The sequence below is a fragment of the Bradyrhizobium sp. CCBAU 51745 genome (genome assembly GCF_028128715.1).
GTDB classification, from domain to species: domain Bacteria; phylum Pseudomonadota; class Alphaproteobacteria; order Rhizobiales; family Xanthobacteraceae; genus Bradyrhizobium; species Bradyrhizobium manausense.
This window is the reverse complement of the sequence record NZ_LBJP01000078.1, coordinates 25772-44285: the sequence shown is the minus strand read 5'-3', so window position 1 is coordinate 44285 and position 18514 is coordinate 25772. Positions and strand designations below refer to the sequence as shown.

Annotated in this window: 13 protein-coding genes and 1 pseudogene; 5 read left to right on the top strand and 9 right to left on the bottom strand. The window is 65.0% G+C overall.

The genetic code is table 11. The features are described 5' to 3' along the window. Window positions 1-131: 131 nt before the first annotated feature. Window positions 132-1868 (bottom strand): adenylate/guanylate cyclase domain-containing protein, encoded by a 1737-nt coding sequence (locus XH98_RS20690; RefSeq protein ID WP_271619722.1) that lies wholly within the window; start codon window positions 1866-1868, stop codon window positions 132-134. A 352-nt stretch (window positions 1869-2220) separates the two neighbouring features. Here XH98_RS20690 and XH98_RS20685 point away from each other — a divergent pair, with 352 nt between their 5' ends. Next, on the top strand, window positions 2221-3795 hold the full coding sequence (locus XH98_RS20685) for a glycosyltransferase family 39 protein (RefSeq protein WP_271619770.1): 1575 nt from the start codon (window positions 2221-2223) through the stop codon (window positions 3793-3795). Here the strand turns inward: XH98_RS20685 and XH98_RS20680 are convergent. Continuing rightward, window positions 3704-4732 (bottom strand): YcjF family protein, encoded by a 1029-nt coding sequence (locus XH98_RS20680; RefSeq protein WP_271598418.1) that lies wholly within the window; start codon window positions 4730-4732, stop codon window positions 3704-3706. The two genes, XH98_RS20685 and XH98_RS20680, sit on opposite strands and share 92 nt — an antisense overlap. Then, window positions 4729-6198, bottom strand: coding sequence for a YcjX family protein (locus XH98_RS20675; RefSeq protein ID WP_271619721.1), 1470 nt, complete (start codon window positions 6196-6198; stop codon window positions 4729-4731). Before XH98_RS20675 ends, XH98_RS20680 begins: the two co-directional genes overlap by 4 nt. 197 nt (window positions 6199-6395) lie before the next feature. Between XH98_RS20675 and trhA the strand changes: the two genes are divergently transcribed. Together trhA and XH98_RS20665 are read left to right on the top strand one after the other, a co-directional pair. Next, window positions 6396-7091: a PAQR family membrane homeostasis protein TrhA gene (gene trhA / locus XH98_RS20670; RefSeq protein WP_271598419.1), complete on the top strand. Its 696-nt coding sequence runs from the start codon at window positions 6396-6398 to the stop codon at window positions 7089-7091. Window positions 7092-7142: 51 nt separating this feature from the next. Then, window positions 7143-7937 (top strand): SDR family oxidoreductase, encoded by a 795-nt coding sequence (locus tag XH98_RS20665; RefSeq protein WP_057744682.1) that lies wholly within the window; start codon window positions 7143-7145, stop codon window positions 7935-7937. Window positions 7938-8077: 140 nt separating this feature from the next. On the opposite strand, the gene mdlC is transcribed toward XH98_RS20665, so the two are convergent. The 4 genes from mdlC to XH98_RS20645 form a co-directional block, all read right to left on the bottom strand. Next, a complete protein-coding gene (gene mdlC, locus XH98_RS20660) occupies window positions 8078-9700 on the bottom strand; it encodes a benzoylformate decarboxylase (protein WP_271619720.1) in 1623 nt (540 codons plus the stop codon). A gap of 132 nt (window positions 9701-9832) precedes the next feature. Continuing rightward, entirely contained in the window at window positions 9833-10684 is an 852-nt protein-coding gene (locus XH98_RS20655) for an FAS1-like dehydratase domain-containing protein (RefSeq protein ID WP_271598421.1), read from the bottom strand. Window positions 10685-10699: 15 nt separating this feature from the next. Further along, on the bottom strand, window positions 10700-11797 hold the full coding sequence (locus XH98_RS20650) for a CaiB/BaiF CoA transferase family protein (RefSeq protein ID WP_271619719.1): 1098 nt from the start codon (window positions 11795-11797) through the stop codon (window positions 10700-10702). A gap of 9 nt (window positions 11798-11806) precedes the next feature. Beyond that, a complete protein-coding gene (locus XH98_RS20645) occupies window positions 11807-12976 on the bottom strand; it encodes an acyl-CoA dehydrogenase family protein (RefSeq protein WP_271598423.1) in 1170 nt (389 codons plus the stop codon). 125 nt (window positions 12977-13101) lie between these two features. Here XH98_RS20645 and XH98_RS20640 point away from each other — a divergent pair, with 125 nt between their 5' ends. Continuing rightward, on the top strand, window positions 13102-14022 hold the full coding sequence (locus XH98_RS20640; protein ID WP_271619718.1) for a LysR substrate-binding domain-containing protein: 921 nt from the start codon (window positions 13102-13104) through the stop codon (window positions 14020-14022). Window positions 14023-14383: 361 nt separating this feature from the next. Here the strand turns inward: XH98_RS20640 and XH98_RS20635 are convergent, their stop codons facing one another. Both XH98_RS20635 and XH98_RS20630 read right to left on the bottom strand, forming a co-directional pair. Beyond that, on the bottom strand, window positions 14384-15658 hold the full coding sequence (locus XH98_RS20635; RefSeq protein ID WP_271619717.1) for a cytochrome P450: 1275 nt from the start codon (window positions 15656-15658) through the stop codon (window positions 14384-14386). Between the two features lie 68 nt (window positions 15659-15726). Continuing rightward, window positions 15727-16991: pseudogene (locus XH98_RS20630) on the bottom strand (cytochrome P450). Between the two features lie 372 nt (window positions 16992-17363). Here XH98_RS20630 and XH98_RS20625 point away from each other — a divergent pair. After that, window positions 17364-18512, top strand: coding sequence for a YjgN family protein (locus XH98_RS20625; RefSeq protein ID WP_271619769.1), 1149 nt, complete (start codon window positions 17364-17366; stop codon window positions 18510-18512). Window positions 18513-18514 lie beyond the last annotated feature (2 nt).

Below are 18514 nucleotides of genomic sequence, written 5' to 3'. Positions count from 1 at the left end.
CACCTCTCCCGCTTGCGGGAGAGGCCGGGAGAGGGCTTTCTCCTCTGGGGGATTGCCCCGTCGCGGAGACACCCTCTCCCCAGCCCTCTCCCGCAAGCGGGAGAGGGAGCGCACCTTCCGCATGGCTCGCATCACGCCGCGACGCGTTCGCCGCCGGCGATGACCGCCGACAATGTCCTGCTGTCCACGACCACCCGCACCATCATCGGCTCGTCGCGACCGCGGATCGCAACCTCCTGGTTCGGCAGCGCATCCTCGTGAAGACCGGCGGTGCGGCGGACCTCGTCCGAGACGACCGCCTCGCACTGAAGCGTCTTCGTCATGTCCTGGAGCCGGGCGGCAACGTTCACGGCATCGCCGAGCGCGGTGAAGACGATGTGGTCGCGATAGCCGATGTCGCCGATGATGACCTCGCCGCCATGGACGCCGATGCCGAAGCGGATCGGCTGGCGCAGATCGTGGCTCAGGAGCTCGTTCAGCTCGTCCACATGGGTCGCAATGCCGGCGACGGCCTTGAGCGCCTGCCGGCAGGCGGTTTGCGGATCACAGGTCAAGCCGAACAGCGCCAGCATGCCGTCGCCGACGAACTGGTTCGGCTGGCCGCCATTCTCGATCACGGCCTGCGATACCGCGCCCAGGAAACGATTGACGATGAAGACGGTGTCGAATGGCAGCCGCTTCTCGGCCAGCTGCGTCGACCCGCGCATATCGACGAACAGGCTGACGAGATAGCGCTCCTGGCCAATTCGTGCGGGCGAGGACGCCTCGGCATTGGCCGCCAGCGTGTGCGGCATGAACAGCTGGAAGAAGGAGAGGTCGCAGTTCGGCCGCAGCTGGCAGGCAAGCCGGATCGAGGGATCGGCGGTGCCGACGCGGGCCAGCACGAAGGCCTCGCGCTGCGAGGGCTCGGGCAGCGCGCCGTGGTCGCCGATGATGCGGATGCGGCAGGTCGAGCAGCGGGCCCGGCCGCCACAGACGCTGGCATGCGGCACGTTGTGGCGCAGGCTCGCTTCCAGCACGGAGAGGCCCTTCGGGACTCGCACCGTCTTGCCGTTGCCGTAGGACAGCGAGATCATGCCGCCGCGCCGCTCGCGCCAGCCGCGCACCCCGCGTGCGAGCATCACCAGCCCGAGCAGGCCGAAATAACCGATCGTCAGTCCACCGGTGATGCGGTCGAGCGTATCGGCCTGTGCGAAAGTGCCGACCTCGCGCTGCGTGTAATTTTGCCGGCGCCAATCGCCGTCCTCGCTGTCGGCGGCGACACTACGGCCACCCTGGTAGATACCGAGCAGCGCCAGCGTCGGGATCAGCACGGCAGCCGCCAACAGGTACGGCGCCACACGAGCGAAGAACGGCTTCAGCCGCAGCCAGAAATAGATGCCGATACAGCCGTGGACCCAGGCGACGATCAGCAGGATCGTCATCGTCCAGAGCCGACCGGGCGCCGCGACGAAGAACAGATAGAGCTCCTGCGGATAGAGCTTCTCGTGGCCGTACAGCGCCTGGCCCAGCCGGATGCCGATCACATGCGCCATCACCAGCGCTGGGATGCTCAGTCCCAGCACCAGCTGCAGCGGCTCGATCGTCCGCCAGCGGAACTGGCGGCGCTGGTACAGCGCATAGACGCCGAGACCCATATGGGTGAGCGCCGCGCCATAGAACACGATCGTCACAGGGAGGAACTGCCAGAACGCGGTGTGGTAGTAGACCCCGAGCTGCATGGCATCGACCGAGATGTTGCCGAGCGCATGGTTGAGGAAATGGCTGACCACGTAAGCGAACAGGATGACGCCGCAGAGCAGCCGCACCTGCCGCGCGCTGGTCGAGCGGACGAGTTCGGGCAATCGTGAAAGCGCGGTCGTGGCCATGATTCGGTTGTACCAGTTCACCGATGAGAACAGCCAGCGGAGAGTTAAATTCCGGCTGCTACACGGCTTGTAGGATCACATAACCGACAAGGTTACGTAACGGTAAGTCTTGTAGGGTGGGCAAAGGCGCGCTTGCGCCGTGCCCACGCATCCTCGGGTGGTGGGCACGCTTCGCTTTGCCCACCCTACGAGACCGTCCGGAACGCTGACATCGAGCGCACCATCCCCCACATTGACTCCCCCTTCCAAGTCGGGGAAAAGCGCGGCCGTGACGCTTGCTTTCGACATCACCGCAAAACCCGATGGCGCATCGCGCCGGCCGCTCATCGTGGCCGCGCTAGTGATCGCTGCGATGACCGTGCTGCGCATGGTCTATGCCTCCGCCATCGAACTGCGCACCGACGAGGCCTATTACTGGACCTGGTCGAAGGAGGGAGCGCTGAGCTTCCTCGATCATCCGCCCGGCATCGCCTGGCTTATCCGTTTCGGGACCCTCATTTTCGGTGACACCGCGCTCGGCGTCCGCTTCGGTGGCATCGTCGCGATGCTGGTGACGCAATGCCTGCTTGCCGACATCGTCCGCCGCCTCACCCATGATGCGCGCGCGATCGCGATTGCGGTGCTGATGCCGGAGGCTGCGCTCTATTACGGCCTGCTGATGGCCAAGGTCGCGCCCGACGTCGCCATGATTCCGTTCGCGGTGGCGATGATGTGGTCGCTGGTGCGACTTGCACAAAGCGGCGACGGCCGCTGGTGGCTCGCGGCCGGCCTGTTCGCCGGCCTGGCGCTGCTGTCGAAATTCACCGTCGTCATGTTCGCGCCTGCGGTCGCCGCCTTTCTGCTCGTGCCGGAGTGGCGCTGGCGCTGGCTGCGCAGCCCGTATCCTTACCTTGCGCTGCTGATCGCAATCGCCGTGTTCTCGCCGGTCCTGATCTGGAACGCGCGGCACGACTGGGCCTCGTTCCGTTTCCAGGGCGTGCGCGCCACCGCCAATTACGGCATCTCGCTGCGCACCCTCGGCGATTATATCGGCCTGCAATTCGGCCTCGTCGGTTTCGTCATGCTGCCGGTGGTGCTGTCCGGTCTGGTGTTGACGGCGTGGCGCGGCTATCGCTCGCGCGAGCCGGTTGCGATCCTGCTGTCGACGGCGGTGCTGGTGCCGTTCGTCTATTTCTTCTTCAAGTCGCTGACGCTCAGGGTCGGCGACACCTGGCCGATGTTCATGTGGCCGGTTGGCTTCGCGGCCGCCGCGGTGAACCTTGCGATGATGCCTGGAGAAGGCTGGTCGACGCGGGCGATCCGCTTGGGCATGTTCTGGGTGAACACCGCGCTGGTGTCGGGGATCGCCTTCGTCGTGATCGTGTTCCTCTATTACGTCGCCGCGCCCTGGAATTTCATCGGCAGGATGGATCCGATCGGCGCCGAGGCCGGCTTTGAGCAGGTCGCCGCGCGTGCGCAGGCCGCGCTCGATGAGACCGGCGCGACCTGGATCGCGACCACGGACTACCGCACCTACGCCATGATGCGCTGGCTGTTCAGGGGGCGCGTTCCCGTGGTGGAAATCAACGAGCGCGGCCGCTTCCAGGATTTTCGCGATCCCGGGATGGACAGGATCGAAGGCCATACGGGACTCTATATCGGCCGCCAGCCCGATGATCGTTCATCGCTGTGGGCGACGATCCCCGCCAGGCGCGAGCCGCTTGGCCAGGTCGAGCGCCGCTGGCGCGGTGTCCTGACCGACGCCTATACCCTCGACAAGCTCACCGGATGGACGCCGGAGCTCAACCCGTCAAAGGACTCGCCGCTGTTTCAGTGGCGCGTGCTGGCTCTAAGAGCTAGTCCTCGTCCTCTTTCCTCCGCAACAAATCCGTCGCCAGATCCGACAGTTTCGGCGGCGGCAGCGCGGCGAACGGCAGCGGCCTCGTAACGTCGATCGCGGCCAAGCCCAGCCGCGCCGTCAGCAGGCCGTTGAGCATGCCTTCACCGAGCCGCTGCGACAGCTTTGCTGCGATCCCGTGGCCGAGCATCTGCTGCACCAGGCTGTCGCTGGCGGCGAGGCCGCCGGTGATGGCGAGATGGGCGATGACGTGGCGAAGCAGGCGGATCATGCCGAGCGCGCCGGGCCGGCCGCCATAGAGCCGGGCAAGCTGGCGGATCAGGCGCAGCGAGGCCACGAACACGAACAGCACGTCGAACAACGCGCGCGGCGACACCGCCGTGACGATCGACACGCGCTGCGCGGCCGACGATACCAGCCGCCGCGCCTCCGCATCGAGCGGCGACATCAATTCGCGCTCGGCGAGCCGGATCATGTCGGCGCCGTCGATGATCTCGCCGGCGTGGCTTTCCAGCGCGGCACGGGCGCGCGCGAGCTGCGGATTCTGGTGCGCGATCGCGATCAAATCCTTGACGATGGCGCGGCTCTCCTTGCGATCGTCGCTGATCAGCACTTCAGCGGCGCGTGCGTGCAGTTTTTCGATCGTCGCCAATCGCACCAGCCCAAACGCCTCGCGCCCGATGACAACAGCGAGTGCCAGCATGGTGACGAATGCGAGCGCAAGCCCGACAAAGCCGAGGCTCTCATTGCGCGCAAACAGATCCTCGATCAGACGCACCACGCCGAGCCCGGTGCCGAGCAGCGTCAGCCCTGCGACCCCGGACCAGAACAGCGCGCCCCAGCGGAAGCCGCGCCGCGCCGGAAGCGCGGTTTCGATCGGCACCGGCAGGGCCTGCGGATCGTGCTCCGGCGTGATCTGGATGGTGGCGCGGCCGAGCCGGCTGGTCTCGTCGGCTTCGGTGACGATGACATCGGGATCGTCGAGCCGGAACGTCGCCGGCCGCCGTGGCTTCGAGCGGTCGTTCATGCGAGCTTGTCTCCGATCAGGAACTGCAAGGCACGGTCGAGGCGGATGTGCGGCAGCGCCGGCTCGTCCGTCCCCTCGTGGTCGAGCTTGGGCGGGCGGAAGCGCAGGAAGCGGAAATCGCTCTTCTCGGCGGCTTCGGAGGCGAGGCCGCGGAACGCATCGGTGCCGTTGAACAGTGGTTCGGGATCATCAGGCAGATCGCCGGGAAAGGTCGCGACCTCGGTGTTGCCGTCGAAGAACTCGCCGTTGGCGCTCTCGCCAGCGGCCGGCGTGCCCAGGATCGAGGGCAATTTATCGCGGCCATGTGCAACCTGCGCCTCACGCGTGGCGCGGACGGCGGCGAGTGCCACCACATCGATCGCAGCGCCGGTGTCTTCGGCGCGCGCGACGGCGCGGGTGACCGCGCGGCGCAGCACGGCCTCGAGGCGGTCGTGGCTGGAATGATGCAGATGGTCCGCTTTCGTCGCCGCGAACAGGATGCGGTCGATGCGCGGCCTGAACAGGCTGGAGAGGAAGGTGCTGCGGCCGATATTGAAGCAATCGAGAATGCCTGCTAGCGCCGCTTCAAGGTCGTGCAGCGCTTCGGGCCCCGCGTTGAACGCGGCGAGCGCATCGGCCAGCACGATCTGGCGGTCGAGCCGGGCAAAATGATCGCGGAAGAACGGCCGCACCACGATGTCCTTGTAGGCTTCAAAGCGGCGCACCATCATCGCCCACAGCGATCCCTCGGGTGCTTGTCCGGCTGCGGGCACGTCGAGCGGCGCGAAGGTCAGCGCCGGCGTGTCGGCGAGACTGCCGGGCATCAAAAAACGGCCGGGCGGCAACAGGCTCATGGCGAAGCGCTCGTCGCGACAGGCACGCAGATATTTTGTGAAGAGCTTCGCAGCCGTGAGCGTTGCCTGCTCGTCCTCGCGGGCTTCGGGTTTCAGCGTCGCCAGATGCGCATGCCAATCGGCGGCGAGATGCGCGCGCGGCGTCTCGCGCGACAGCGCCAGGCTCTCCGACGACCATTGCTGGTAGCTTTTCTGCAGCAGTGGCAGGTCGAGCAGCCATTCACCGGGATAGTCGACAATGTCGAGCGTCAGCGTGCGATCCGCGCCGTTCTGGCGCTGGTAGTCGATGACGAGACGTAGCTCGCTGATGTCGACGGTCGAGCTCGGCCAGCGCCGCTCCTCGATCAGTGCGCGCAGATGGCTCTCGTAGGAGAAGCGCGGCACGGCATCATCAGGCTGCGGCGCCAGATGCGCCCGCGCGATCCGGCCCGATGAATAGGCCTCGAACACCGGAAACCGGCCGCCGCGCGTCAACCCGTGGATCAGCGCGGTGATGAATACGGTCTTACCGGCGCGCGACAGGCCGGTGACACCAAGACGCACCGTCGGATTGAAGAAGTGCTCGCCATAGTCGATCAGCGCCCGGGCCGACAGGCGCGCCTCCTCGACCATATCCTGGAAACTGAATGCCATCTTGACTTAACGCAGGGATATTGGAGGTGAGCGATCTCGGGCGGGCAGAACAGTGGAGCTGTTCACAAAAGTGGCAATTAAGTGGGGAAAATCAAGCTTCATACTTCCACCGCCTTTGTCGGCGATCAGCCTGTTGAACGACGCGCTGGTTCCGAAAGACCCATAGCACAGGGCACCACTTCACGTTGCGGATGGCCATGACCGTGTTCAGATTGAAACAGCTCGCATCCAGCTCCGTCCACGCCGCGGCCGACGTGATCGGCTGGAATTACGACCGCGCCGAGCTGATCGCCGACGGCATCATCCATGGAATCGGCGTGCTCGCAGGCATCATTGCTGCGACCGTGCTGGTGGTGCTGGCGGCGGTCTATGCCGATACCGCCGACATCGTCGGCGTCTCGATCTATGTCGCGGGTCTGCTCTCGATGCTGGTGCTGTCCGCGACCTATAATCTCTGGCCGGTCTCACCCGCCAAATGGCTGCTGCGCCGCCTCGATCATTCCGCGATCTATCTTCTGATCGCCGCGACCTACACGCCGTTCATTCTGGAGGTGAGGGACAGCGCGTTCGCGCTGGTGCTGCTCGCGGGCGTCTGGTGCGTCGCAATTCTCGGCATCGTGCTGAAACTGTTCTGCCCCGGGCGGTTTGATCGTGTCTCGGTCGGCATCTATCTCGTCATGGGCTGGAGCGGCGTGATGCTCTACAGACCCGTGGTGCAGGCGCTGCCCGCACTCGCGCTGGGCTTCATCCTAGCCGGCGGCCTGCTCTACAGTCTTGGCGTGATCTTCCACGCTTGGCGGCGGTTGCGTTTCCAGAACGCGATCTGGCATGGCTTTGTCTTGGCCGGCGCGGCATGCCATTATACGGCCGTGCTCGACCTCGTGCTGAACTGAGCACGTCCCGCGACGCGGGATAATACCAATAAAGACAAGAGGAGACGTCGCATGCAGGTGACCGGCAAGGTCGTGGTCGTCACGGGCGGCGCCAACGGCATCGGCAAGGCGCTGTGCGAGGCCTTTCACAAGGCGGGTGCTGCCAAGGTCGTGGTCGCGGACATGGATGCCGCCAACGCGCGCGCCGTCGCCGCTACGGTCGACGGCGCGGCGTTCAGATGCGACGTCGCGCAGGAAAAGGAGATCGCCCACGTCATCGAGGAGAGCGAGCGGCAGTTCGGGCCCATTGATCTCTTCTGCTCCAACGCCGGCATCGGCGGCGGCTTCGATCCGATGTCGGTCAACGCCGGCGGCGCCTCCGACGAGCCGTGGCAGCGCAGCTGGGCGATCCACGTCATGGCGCATGTCTATGCTGCCAGGCATCTGATCCCCCGCATGAAGGCGCGCGGCGGCGGCTATTTCCTCAACACCATCTCGGCCGCGGGCCTGCTGTCGCAGGTCGGCAGTCCGGCTTACTCGACGACCAAGCACGCCGCGGTGGGCTTTGCCGAGAACCTCGCGATCTCGCACAAGGCCGACAACATCAAGGTCTCGATCCTCTGCCCGCAAGGCGTCGACACCAACATGCTGCGCTCGATCCCGAAGGGCCCGCAATCCGGCGACGGCGACCTCACGCCCGAGCAGGTGGCGAAGGACGTGCTCGCCGGCCTCGAGCAGGAGACCTTCCTGATCCTGCCGCACCCGCAAGTGCTCGGCTACATGCGCAAGAAGACCGAGAATTACGACCGCTGGATCGGCGGCATGGCCAAGATCCAGGCCAAGATGCGGGAGGAGTTCGGGAAGTAGGCGTTCCTGTCGCCGCGTTTGACCCTGTCATGCCCCGCGCAGGCGGGGCATCCAGTGCGCATCTCGTCACCGTCTCTGGAATACTGGATCGCCCGGTGAAGGCCGGGCGATGACAGCTGAATGTCTGGCGGCGTGCGCCTCTAATGCTTCTGCCCGTACAGCACGGGCACCGCCGAATCCACGACGACCTCCACAAGGTTCGTGCCTTCAAACGTCATCCCGCGCTTCAGCGCCGCGCCGAGTTCCGCGGCCTTGCTCACCCGCACCGCATGGCAACCCATCCCCTCCGCGAGCCGGACGAAGTCGATGCCCGGCAGCTCCAGCCCCGGCACGTTGCGCACCTGCATCACCTGGCTGAACGAGCGCATTGCGCCGTAGCCGGAATTGTTGATGACGACGACGGTGAGCGGCAGCTTGCGCTGAGCGGCGGTCCACAGCGCCTGGATCGAATACATCGCCGAGCCATCGCCGATCAGGCAAACGGTGCGCAGCTTCGGCTTGCCGAGCGCCATGCCGACGGCGGCGGGCAGCGAATAGCCGAGGCCGCCGCTCGACATCGTGTAAAAACTATCCTGGCCGGGCATCGGCAGAAACTTTTGCATCGCCGGGCGGTGTGAGGGCACTTCCTCGACGAGTGACGCGCCCTCCGGCATCGCCTGGGACAGCGCGTGCAGCAGGAACTCGACCGGCAGCGGATCGGCGGCCTGTGGCGCCGGCGGCAGCGTGCGTCCCTTTGGCGCCGCGCGTTGGCTTTCGGGCAGCAGGTCGAGCAGCGCGGTGAGGGCGGGCTTCATCGTGGCGATGATGCTGGTGCCTGATGGTGTCACCGCGGCCGCATCCGGATCATCGGTGATCTGGAAGATGGTGGCGCCGCCATCGAAGATCGCGGCATGGCCCTCGACGTGAAAGGTGAAAACGGGCGCGCCGATCACGACGACGAGATCGTGCTCGCGCAGCGCATCGGAGAGCTGCGCCGGCGAGGCGTGCAGGAAGCCCGCGAATTGCGGATGCCGCTCGGGGAACGAGCAGCGCGCCGAGAACGGGCTGACCCAGACGCTCGCCTTGGCCTTCTCGGCAACCCGCACCATCAGGTCCACAGCGCCGGCGCGATCGACACCGGGGCCGACGACGAGGGCAGGGTGCTTTGCGATAGCTAGCGCGGCGACCAGCGCCTTCATCGCCCCGGGCTCCGGACCGATTTCGCGGCTGACCCTGCGCGCCTCGACCGGTGCGGTTGCGTGCGTCCAGTCGTCGATCGGGATCGACACGAAGGTCGGCCCGCAGGGCGGCTGCATCGCGGTGTAATAGGCCCGCGCGATCGCGGCCGGCACGTCCTCGGGCCGCGCCGGCTCGACGCTGTACTTCACATAGGGCCGCGGAAACTCCGAGGCGCGCTCGGCATAGAGGAAGGCCTGCAGCGGCAGGATCGAACGCGCCTGCTGGCCGGCGGTGATCACCAGCGGCGTCTGGTTGCGATGCGAGGTGTAGATGTTGCCGAGCGCGTTGCCGACGCCGGCAGCCGAATGCAGATTGACGAAGCCCGCATTGCGGGTTGCCTGCGCATAACCGTCGGCCATGCCCACGGCGGAGGCCTCCTGCAGCGCCAGCACATAGTCGATGTCGTCGGGCCAGTCGGAGAGGAACGGCAGCTCTGTCGAGCCGGGATTGCCGAACACTTTTGTGATGCCGAAGGCGCGCAGCAGGTCGAGCGTCGCCTGCTTGACGGTGACGGACTTGCTGCCGGTCTTGCCGTTTTTGGCCATTGGTTTCCCTGCTTATTCTTGGCCGTCATTCCGGGGCGATGCAAAGCATCGAACCCGGAATCTCGAGATTCCCCGGTGCGCAATTGCGCACCTGAGGTCCGGTCCTGCGGACCGTCCCGGAATGACGGAGCGTTACCACACCGCCGTCCCCTTCATCGTCGGCTGTCCCTCCGCATTCGCCGTCCACAACTCCATGCCCGCCTCGGTCTCGTTGGCGTTGATCGAGAATTCGCTGCCCTCGAACAGCGGCTGCACGCCGCGATAGGTGAATTTCTTCGGCGCCGTGCCGCCTCGAAGTTTCGCCGCCATCTCGATGATCAGCGCCGCCTGCAACGGTCCGTGGAAGATCAGGCCCGGATAGCCCTCGACCTTGGTGACGTAGTCGCGGTCGTAATGGATGCGATGGCCGTTGAAGGTCAGCGCCGAATAGCGAAACAGCAACACGGGATCGGAAACGTGCGTCTTCCGATGCTGCGCCTTCGGCGGCGGAGGCGGCGCCTTCGCAGCCGTCGGCGCGCTGCCCGTCACCTCGCGATAGACGATGTCCTGCCGCTCGCGAATGGCAATGCCGCGCGGGGACGTGACGATATGCTCGACCGAGACGAAGCAGAGCGTGCCGGTCGATCCTGTCTTCACCTGCACGTCGGCAATGCGTGAGGTCCGGGTCGATTCATCGCCGACGCGCAGCGGTTGCAGGAACTCGATCTCGCCGCCGGCCCACATCCGGCGCGGCAACGGCACCGGGGGCAGAAAGCCACCGCGGGTCGGGTGGCCGTCGGGCCCGAGCATCGACATTGGAAAGACCGGCTGCGCCAGGCACCAATGCACCGTGAACGGCGCCGCATCCCCCGCCTTTGGCTCGCCGATCTCCTGGAACAGCGTCGCGCGCAGCCCTTTGACGAGCTGCGCGGTGACGATGTCTGTGGCCTCGGAGCTGCGTCCGATCCATTGCCTGAGGTGATCGATGTCGAGCTTCTCGGTCATGATGCCTCGCTCTTGTTACTTCCTGGGATTTTCACCGATCGCGGGCACCGGGCCATAGTAGCGCGTCTCGCCGACGATAACAGGCGCCGGCGCGGGATAGCTGACGCGGCCGTTCGGCGTCTCCACCTCGATGCGGCGCAGATGCGGGTGGTTGGTGAGGTCGGCCATGGTGTTGACCTCGGCGAAGGCGATGTCGGCGTCCGACAATCGCTTCAACAACTCGTCGCGCGTCATCTTGCCGAAAATCTCCGCAACTTTTGCGTCGGTGAAATCGCGGTTGCGCACGCGCTCCACCATGTTGGCGACGCGGGGATCCGCAGGGAGATCAGGCTGATCCAGCACCTCGGCGCAGAGCGTCTTCCACTCGCGCTCGCTCTGGATCGAGATCAAAATGTCCTTGCCGTCCTTCGACGTGAACACGCCATAAGGCGCGATCGAGGGATGGCGCAGCCCCATGCGCTTCGGCGGATTGCCGGCCTCGGCATTGAGCAGCGGCACGGTGCACCAGTCCGCCATTACGTCGAACATGGAGATGCGAATGTCGCAGCCCTTGCCCGTGCGCCCGCGCGCGATCAGTGCCTCCAGGATCGCGGCGTGCGCGGTGGCGCCGGTCGCGACATCGACGATCGACATGCCGACGCGTGAAGCGCCATCAGGATTGCCGGTGATCGAGGCAAGGCCGCTCTCGGCCTGGATCAGGAGGTCATAGGCCTTGCGATGGGCGTAGGGGCCCTCGTCGCCATAGCCGGTGATGGTGCACGAGATCAGCTTCGGATAGTCCTTCAGCAGCCGCTCGCGCGAGAAGCCGAGCTTGTCCATCGAGCCTGGCTTGAGGTTCTGCACCAGCACGTCGGCGCTGGCGATCAGCTTTTCCAGTTCAGTGCGGCCCTCCTTGGTGGCAAGATCGACCACGACCGATTGCTTGCCGCGGTTGAGCCAGACGAAATAGCTGCTCTGGCCCTTGGCCGCCGCATCGTAGCCGCGGGCGAAATCGCCCTCCGGCCGTTCGATCTTGATCACTTCCGCGCCCGCATCCGCAAGGCGCGACGAACAGAACGGCGCCGCCACCGCCTGCTCGACCGCAATCACCCTGATCCCGTCCAATGCTCCCATGGTGCGACCTCAGTAGGAGCGGGGCATGCCGAGCACATGCTCGGCGACATAGGACAGCACGAGGTTGGTCGAGATCGGCGCGACCTGATAGAGCCGCGTCTCGCGGAATTTGCGCTCGACGTCATATTCCTCGGCAAAGCCAAAACCGCCATGGGTCTGGATGCAGGCATTCGCCGCTTCCCAGGACGCATCCGCCGCCAGCATTTTTGCCATGTTGGCCTCCGCGCCACAGTCGAGCCCTGCCTCGTATTTGCGCGTCGCGTCCTTCACCATCAGTTCGGCCGCGCGCATCGAGGCGTAGGCCTTGGCGATCGGAAACTGGATGCCCTGGTTCTGCCCGATCGGCCGGCCGAACACCGCGCGCTCCTTGGCGTAAGCAGTCGCCTTGGCGATGAACCACTTGGCGTCGCCGACGCATTCGGCGGCGATCAGGATGCGCTCGGCATTCATGCCGGAGAGGATGTAGCGAAAGCCCTTGCCTTCCTCGCCGATCAGATTCTCCGCCGGCACCTTCATGTCGGTAAAGAACACCTCGGTGGTGGCGTGATTCATCATGGTGCGGATCGGGCGGATCTCGAGGCCGTTGTTCTTGGCCTCGCGCATGTCGACGATGAACACGGACAGACCATCGGTGCGCTTCTTGACCTGCTCCTTCGGCGTGGTGCGCGCCAGCAGCACCATCAGGTCGGAGTGCTCGGCGCGGCTGGTCCAGATCTTCTGGCCGTTGACGATGTAGCTGTCGTTGCCTTCCTTGCGCGCGAAGGTCTTCAGCGACGAGGTGTCGGTGCCGCTGGTCGGCTCGGTGACGCCGAAAGCCTGCAGGCGCAGTTCGCCGCTGGCGATCTTCGGCAGGTATTTTGCCTTCTGCTCGGCATTGCCGTGCCGGAGCACGGTGCCCATCGTGTACATCTGGGCATGACAGCCGCCGCCGTTGCAGCCCGCGCGCTGGATCTCTTCGAGGATCGCCGCAGCCGCGGACAGCTTCAGGCCGGCACCGCCATACTCTTCCGGGATCAGCACCGAGAGATAGCCGGCCTCGGTCAGCGCGTCGACGAAGGCCTTCGGGTAGGCCATCTCGCGATCGAGCTTGCGCCAGTATTCGCCGGGAAACTGCGCACAGAGCTTTCCGACGGCTTCGCGGATGTCGGCGTAATCTTCGCTGTGGTGTTGTTCGCTCATGGCGTTTCCTGTTTGGTGCGGCAGTCAAGATAACGCCGGCCGATCCTCTGGCGTTGTGAAAACATCGCCAGCCCCCTATGCTCATTTGCTATAGCGTATGGAGCAGCCTTCCAGGATTGGCAAGTATGGATTTCCGGCAGCTCAGGACCTTCAGTTGCGTGGCGGAGCTCGGCAGCCTCTCCAAGGCCTCCGACACGTTGCGCGTGGCGCAGCCGGCGCTGTCGAGGCAAATCAAGCTCCTGGAGCACGAGCTGCGCGCGGAACTGTTCACCCGCAACGGCCGCGGCATGGTGCTGACCGAGGCCGGCCGGCTTCTGCTGGCGCGCACCTCCGGCATCGTGCGGCAGATCGACCAGATCCGCGACGACATCCAGTCGGCCAAGGGACCGCCCTCGGGACAGGTCGTGCTCGGGCTGGTTCCGACCGTGAGTTGCGTGCTGTCGGCCCGCTTTGCGCGGCGCTGCGTCGAGACGTTTCCCGGCATCTCGCTGCGCATCGTCGAGAGCTACAGCGGCCATCTGGTCGAATGGCTGCATCGCGGCGAGATGGATCTCGCCATCCTGTACGGCCGCTCCGCCGATCTGCATCTCAACGTGCAGAGCCTGGGACGCGACAACATCGTCGCGGTCGGCCCGCGCGGCTGCGGCCTTGCGCGCAAGAAGAGCGTCGATATCGGCTGGGTGCTGCGGCAGCGCCTGGTGCTGCCCAGTCACTCCCACGGCCTCCGCGCGCTGATCGAGCACGCCGCCGCGCAACGCAAGATCAAGCTCAACGTCCAGCTCGAGGCGGATTCGTTCCGCGTGCTGACGAGCCTCGTCGCGGAAGGCCTCGGCTTCGCGCTGCTGCCGCCCTCGTCGGTCCATGCCGAGGTCGCCGACGGGCGGCTGGAAACCGCCATCGTCTCCAAGCCGATGACACGCGAGCTCATTTTCGCCTCTCCGATCGAGCGCCCGGCCTCCACGGCGTCCCTCGCCATCACCGCACTCCTGCGCGACGAGGTCGCCGCCTGCCGCAAGGATGGCGTGTGGGACATCAAGCTGAGTTGACCCTGCGGTGAATGCTTAGGACACAAGCCTGCGGCCGGCCCATCGCATGTTGTGCGAGCTGTCATGCCGGAATTTTATAACGCGGGGTCCGCGAGCCGCCGCTGTGGGTGCATGCCGGACGCACAGCTATCGTAGGGTGGGCAAAGCGTAAGCGTGCCCACCACCTGTCGCGATTGGCGAGAGATCGTGGGCACGGCGCAAGGGCGCCTTAGCCCACCCTACGAGATTGCCCTTGTTGCGACCGCAACTGCATCAACATCGTCATTGCGAGCGCAGCGAAGCAATCCAGGAATCCCTCCGCGGAGATGGTCTGGATTGCTTCGCTGCGCTCGCAATGACGGAGTATGCCGCGACAGCGAGCTCAGCCCGGAATCCTCACCGGCAGCGTCTCATATCCCTTGATGAAGCTGGAATAGATCCGCTTGGGCTCACCGACCACCTCGATGCGGTCGAACCGCTTCAGCATCTCTTCCCAGACGATGCGCAGCTGCAGCTCGGCGAGCCGCATGCCGACGCAGCGGTGGATGCCGAACCCGAAGGAGAGATGGGTGCGCGGGCGGGCGCGGTCGATGATGAAATCGTTCGGCCGCTCGATCATCTCCTCGTCGCGGTTGCCCGAGACGTACCACATCACGACGCGGTCGCCCTTCTTGATCTGCTTGCCGCCGATCTCGGTGTCCTGCAGCGCCGTGCGGCGCATATGTGCCAGCGGCGTCTGCCAGCGGATCACCTCGGGCACCATGGTGTCGATCAGCGCGGGGTTGGCGCGCAGCTTGTCGTATTGCTCGGGATTCTCGTTCAGCGCCAGCACCGAGCCCGTCATGGTATTGCGCGTGGTGTCGTTGCCGCCGACGATGAGCAGGATGATGTTGCCCATCAGATTGTCGGGGTCCATGTAGCGTGTCGCCGGGTTGTGCGCCATCAGCGACAGCAAATCGTTGCGCGGCTCGGAATTGACGCGCTCGTTCCACAGCTTGGACATGTAGGCGTAGCACTCGTCCATCTCGCGGCGGCGCTCCTCGGCCGAGGCGACGATGCCGCTCTTGGGCAGCGCGGTCGAGACGTCGGACCAGCGCGTCAGCTTGCGCCGTTCCTCCCAGGGGAAGTCGAACAGGGTCGCCAGCATCTGCGTCGTCAGCTCGATCGAGACGCGCTCGACGAAATTGAAGGTCTCGTTGCGCGGCAGATTGTCCAGCACGGTCTGCGAACGCTGGCGGATCAGCTTGGCCAGCTCGTCCAGATGCTGAGGGGTGAACATCGGCGACACGGTCTTGCGCTGCGCCGAGTGCTTCGGCTGGTCCATCGCGATGAAGCTCGGATAGTCGTAGCCCTCAGGCACGTCGCGGATCGCGATGCCGCCGAGCGTCGAGTCCGAGGAGAAGATGCCGTGATTGGTGTCGACATGCATGATGTCGTTGTATTTCACCACCGACCAGTACGGCTCGATCGGCGCGTTGGTGCAGTAATGCACCGGCTCTTCCTTGCGCAGCCGCTCGAACCACGGCCACAGCGTGTCGTCCTGGAACAGCCTGGGAGCACCGGGGTGGAATTGCGAAAGCGGCGTCGTATAGGCCTCCTCACGCGCGCGCCGCATGCGTTCGGCTTTGTGCACTTTAACCGGCGCTTGGATGTTCATTGTGGTGCTCCAGGTTGGTTCCTTCTTCGCCTCTCCCCGTGGGAACGGGGAAAGGGAGACTTCTTCGTTCACGCCGCAATCTTGACCGGCAGCGTTTCCAAACCCTTCACGAAGCTCGAATACACCCGCTTCGGCTCGCCGACCACGTCGATATGGTCGAACCGCTTCAGGATCTCCTCCCAGATAATCTTGAGCTGGAGCTCGGCAAGCCGCAGGCCGACGCAGCGGTGGATGCCGAAGCCGAAGGACAGATGCGTGCGCGGGCGGGCGCGGTCGATGATGAAGTCGTAGGGCTTCTCGATCACCTCTTCGTCACGGTTGCCCGAGACGTACCACATCACGACCTTGTCGCCTTTCTTGATCTGCTTGCCGCGGAATTCAAAATCGGTGAGCGCGGTGCGGCGCATATGCGCGAGCGGCGTCTGCCAGCGGATCACCTCGGGCACGAAGCTGTCGAGCAGATCGGGGTTTTCGCGCAGCTTGCGGTATTGCTCCGGATGCTGGCTCAGCGCGAGAAGCGAGCCCGACATGGTGTTTCGCGTGGTGTCGTTGCCGCCGACGATCAAGAGGATGAGATTGCCGAGGAAGTTCTTCGCGTCCATATGGCGCGTCGCGTCGCTGTGCGCCATCATCGACAAGAGGTCGCTCTTCGGCGGCTGCTCGATGCGCTCTTTCCACAGCCGCGCGAAATACTGCGCGCATTCCGTCAGCTCGACCTGCCGTTCGTCCTCGGTCGCGACCAGTCCGTCAGGACCGGGGATCGTGGTGGCGATGTCAGACCAGCGCGTCAGCTTGCGGCGGTCCTCCCAGGGAAAATCGAACAACACGGCGAGCATCTGGGTGGTCAGCTCGATCGAGACCTGGTCGACCCAGTCGAACACTTCGCCCACAGGCAGATTGTCCAGGCACTCGGCCGAGCGCTGGCGGATGTTGATCGCGAGATTGTCCAGATGCGTCGGCGTGAACATCGGCGCCACGGTCTTGCGCTGCGCGGCGTGACGCGGCGGGTCCATCGAGATGAAGCTTTCGCGCCGGAGGTCCGGATCGATGTCGCGGATGGTGATGCCGCCCAGTGCCGACGCCGAGGAGAACACCGCATGATTGGTCTCGATCTCCATGATGTCGTTGTAGCGCGTCACCGACCAGTACGGTCCGAACATGGAGTCCTTGCAATAGTGCACGGGATCTTCGCGGCGCAGCCGGTCGAAATAGGGCCAGAACGTATCGGTCCTGAACAGCTCGGGGTCACCGGGATCGAATGCTCCAGCGGAAGCGATGACGCGCGCTCGCGCAATGCGTCGAGCTTTGCCGCGCTTTCCATGGTCCCGTGCATGACCGTTCTCCCTGACGTCGACCGCGATTTTTGTGAATTCTGCTCTGCGGTATTTGAACCACAATTACAACGCGTTACGTGCGTCGGAGCAAGGGACAGTTTTGCCGCAAGATGAGGTGCGTAGCCTGGATGGAGCGCAGGCGTTATCCGGGATTCGCGCGGTCATTGACACTGCCCCGGATTGCGCTTCGCTCCATCCCGGCTACGGGACATTCACGAACGTGATCTCCAGCACGCTCAGTCAGCGAAATCCTATCAGAAATCGCTCGAAACCGGGGTAAATCGAACCCGCCCATGTTGGGGATCGACTAATCTCTGATCTATAGATTGAGCGAGAACGCTCCGCATCCCGAGGTTGCCGCCGTGAACGACATGCAATGGGCCCCCATCGGCCCTTCCGAACCGGTCCCGCCGCCGTTGCCGCCCACACGGGTCGATTTCACCGGCAGTCGCACCGAGTTCCGCAAGATGGTGACCAAGGGTGCCATGCTGGAGCTCGTGACCTTCGGCTTCTATCGGTTCTGGCTCGTTACCGACATCCGCCGCCATTTGTGGTCGAACACGTCCATCGACGGCGACGCTGCCGAATACACCGGCCGCGCCAAGGAGCTGCTGGTCGGCTTTCTGTTCGCGCTCGCGATCCTGATGCCGATCTATCTCGCCTATTTCCTCGTCGGCATCGAGTTCGAGCGCTGGCAGGGCTTTGCCTCGACGCCGCTGTTCATCTCCTTCTACGCCTTCGGCCAGTTCGCGATCTTTCGCGCGCGCCGGTATCGGCTGACGCGCACGGTCTGGCGCGGGGTGCGCTTCTGGATGGACGGCTCCGGCTGGGCCTATTCGTTCCGCGCGATGCTGTGGGGCGTCCTGGTGTTCCTGACGCTCGGCCTGGCGCTGCCATGGCGCGAGGCGTCGCTGGAGCGCTACAAGATGCAGCACACGCATTTCGGCGACCTGCAAGGCGACTTCGAAGGTAGCGGCTGGGAGTTCTTCAAGCGCGGCTGGTGGATCTGGCTGCTCACTCCGATCGCGGTCTTGATCCTTCCGCTTGCGCCGTTCCTCTATGCCGAGTTCAAGGCGCGCGAATGGCGCTGGTGGCTGAACGGCATCCGCATCGGCGGCGTCAGCCTGTCCTCGGACCTGCCGCACAACGCCTTCTACGGCCTCTACTGGAAGATGGTCGGCTGGTGGGTGCTGCTCTCGATCCTGTTCGGTGCCTATCTCGGCGGAGCCACCGTGCTCACCGTCAAGCTGACCGGCGTGCCGGCCGAGCAGTTGTTCGGACCCGGCCATGCCGCCAAGAGCATTCCGATGCTGGTGGTGATGGTGATCGGCTATTTCGCGCTCGCGCTTGCGATGAACATCATCATGCGGGTCTATCTTCAGCGCGATCTCTGGGCCAAGGTGCTGGAGACCGTCGAGGTGCACGATATCGGAGCCGTGGCCGACGTCCGCGCCAGCGGCGAGCTCGCCAGCGCGCTCGGCGAGGGTTTTGCCGATGGTCTCGATGTCGCAGGATTTTGAGC

Bases quoted from the DNA above. Each gene is read 5' to 3' on its own strand.
- XH98_RS20685 (WP_271619770.1), top strand. From the start codon at position 2,221: ATGACCGTGCTGCGCATGGTCTATGCCTCCGCCATCGAACTGCGCACC.
- XH98_RS20645 (WP_271598423.1), bottom strand. From the start codon at position 12,976: ATGAGCGAACAACACCACAGCGAAGATTACGCCGACATCCGCGAAGCC.
- XH98_RS20625 (WP_271619769.1), top strand. From the start codon at position 17,364: ATGCAATGGGCCCCCATCGGCCCTTCCGAACCGGTCCCGCCGCCGTTG.
- XH98_RS20655 (WP_271598421.1), bottom strand. From the start codon at position 10,684: ATGACCGAGAAGCTCGACATCGATCACCTCAGGCAATGGATCGGACGC.
- XH98_RS20665 (WP_057744682.1), top strand. From the start codon at position 7,143: ATGCAGGTGACCGGCAAGGTCGTGGTCGTCACGGGCGGCGCCAACGGC.
- XH98_RS20650 (WP_271619719.1), bottom strand. From the start codon at position 11,797: ATGGGAGCATTGGACGGGATCAGGGTGATTGCGGTCGAGCAGGCGGTG.
- XH98_RS20640 (WP_271619718.1), top strand. From the start codon at position 13,102: ATGGATTTCCGGCAGCTCAGGACCTTCAGTTGCGTGGCGGAGCTCGGC.
- XH98_RS20675 (WP_271619721.1), bottom strand. From the start codon at position 6,198: ATGGCATTCAGTTTCCAGGATATGGTCGAGGAGGCGCGCCTGTCGGCC.
- XH98_RS20690 (WP_271619722.1), bottom strand. From the start codon at position 1,868: ATGGCCACGACCGCGCTTTCACGATTGCCCGAACTCGTCCGCTCGACC.
- XH98_RS20635 (WP_271619717.1), bottom strand. From the start codon at position 15,658: ATGAACATCCAAGCGCCGGTTAAAGTGCACAAAGCCGAACGCATGCGG.
- XH98_RS20680 (WP_271598418.1), bottom strand. From the start codon at position 4,732: ATGAACGACCGCTCGAAGCCACGGCGGCCGGCGACGTTCCGGCTCGAC.
- trhA (WP_271598419.1), top strand. From the start codon at position 6,396: ATGACCGTGTTCAGATTGAAACAGCTCGCATCCAGCTCCGTCCACGCC.
- mdlC (WP_271619720.1), bottom strand. From the start codon at position 9,700: ATGGCCAAAAACGGCAAGACCGGCAGCAAGTCCGTCACCGTCAAGCAG.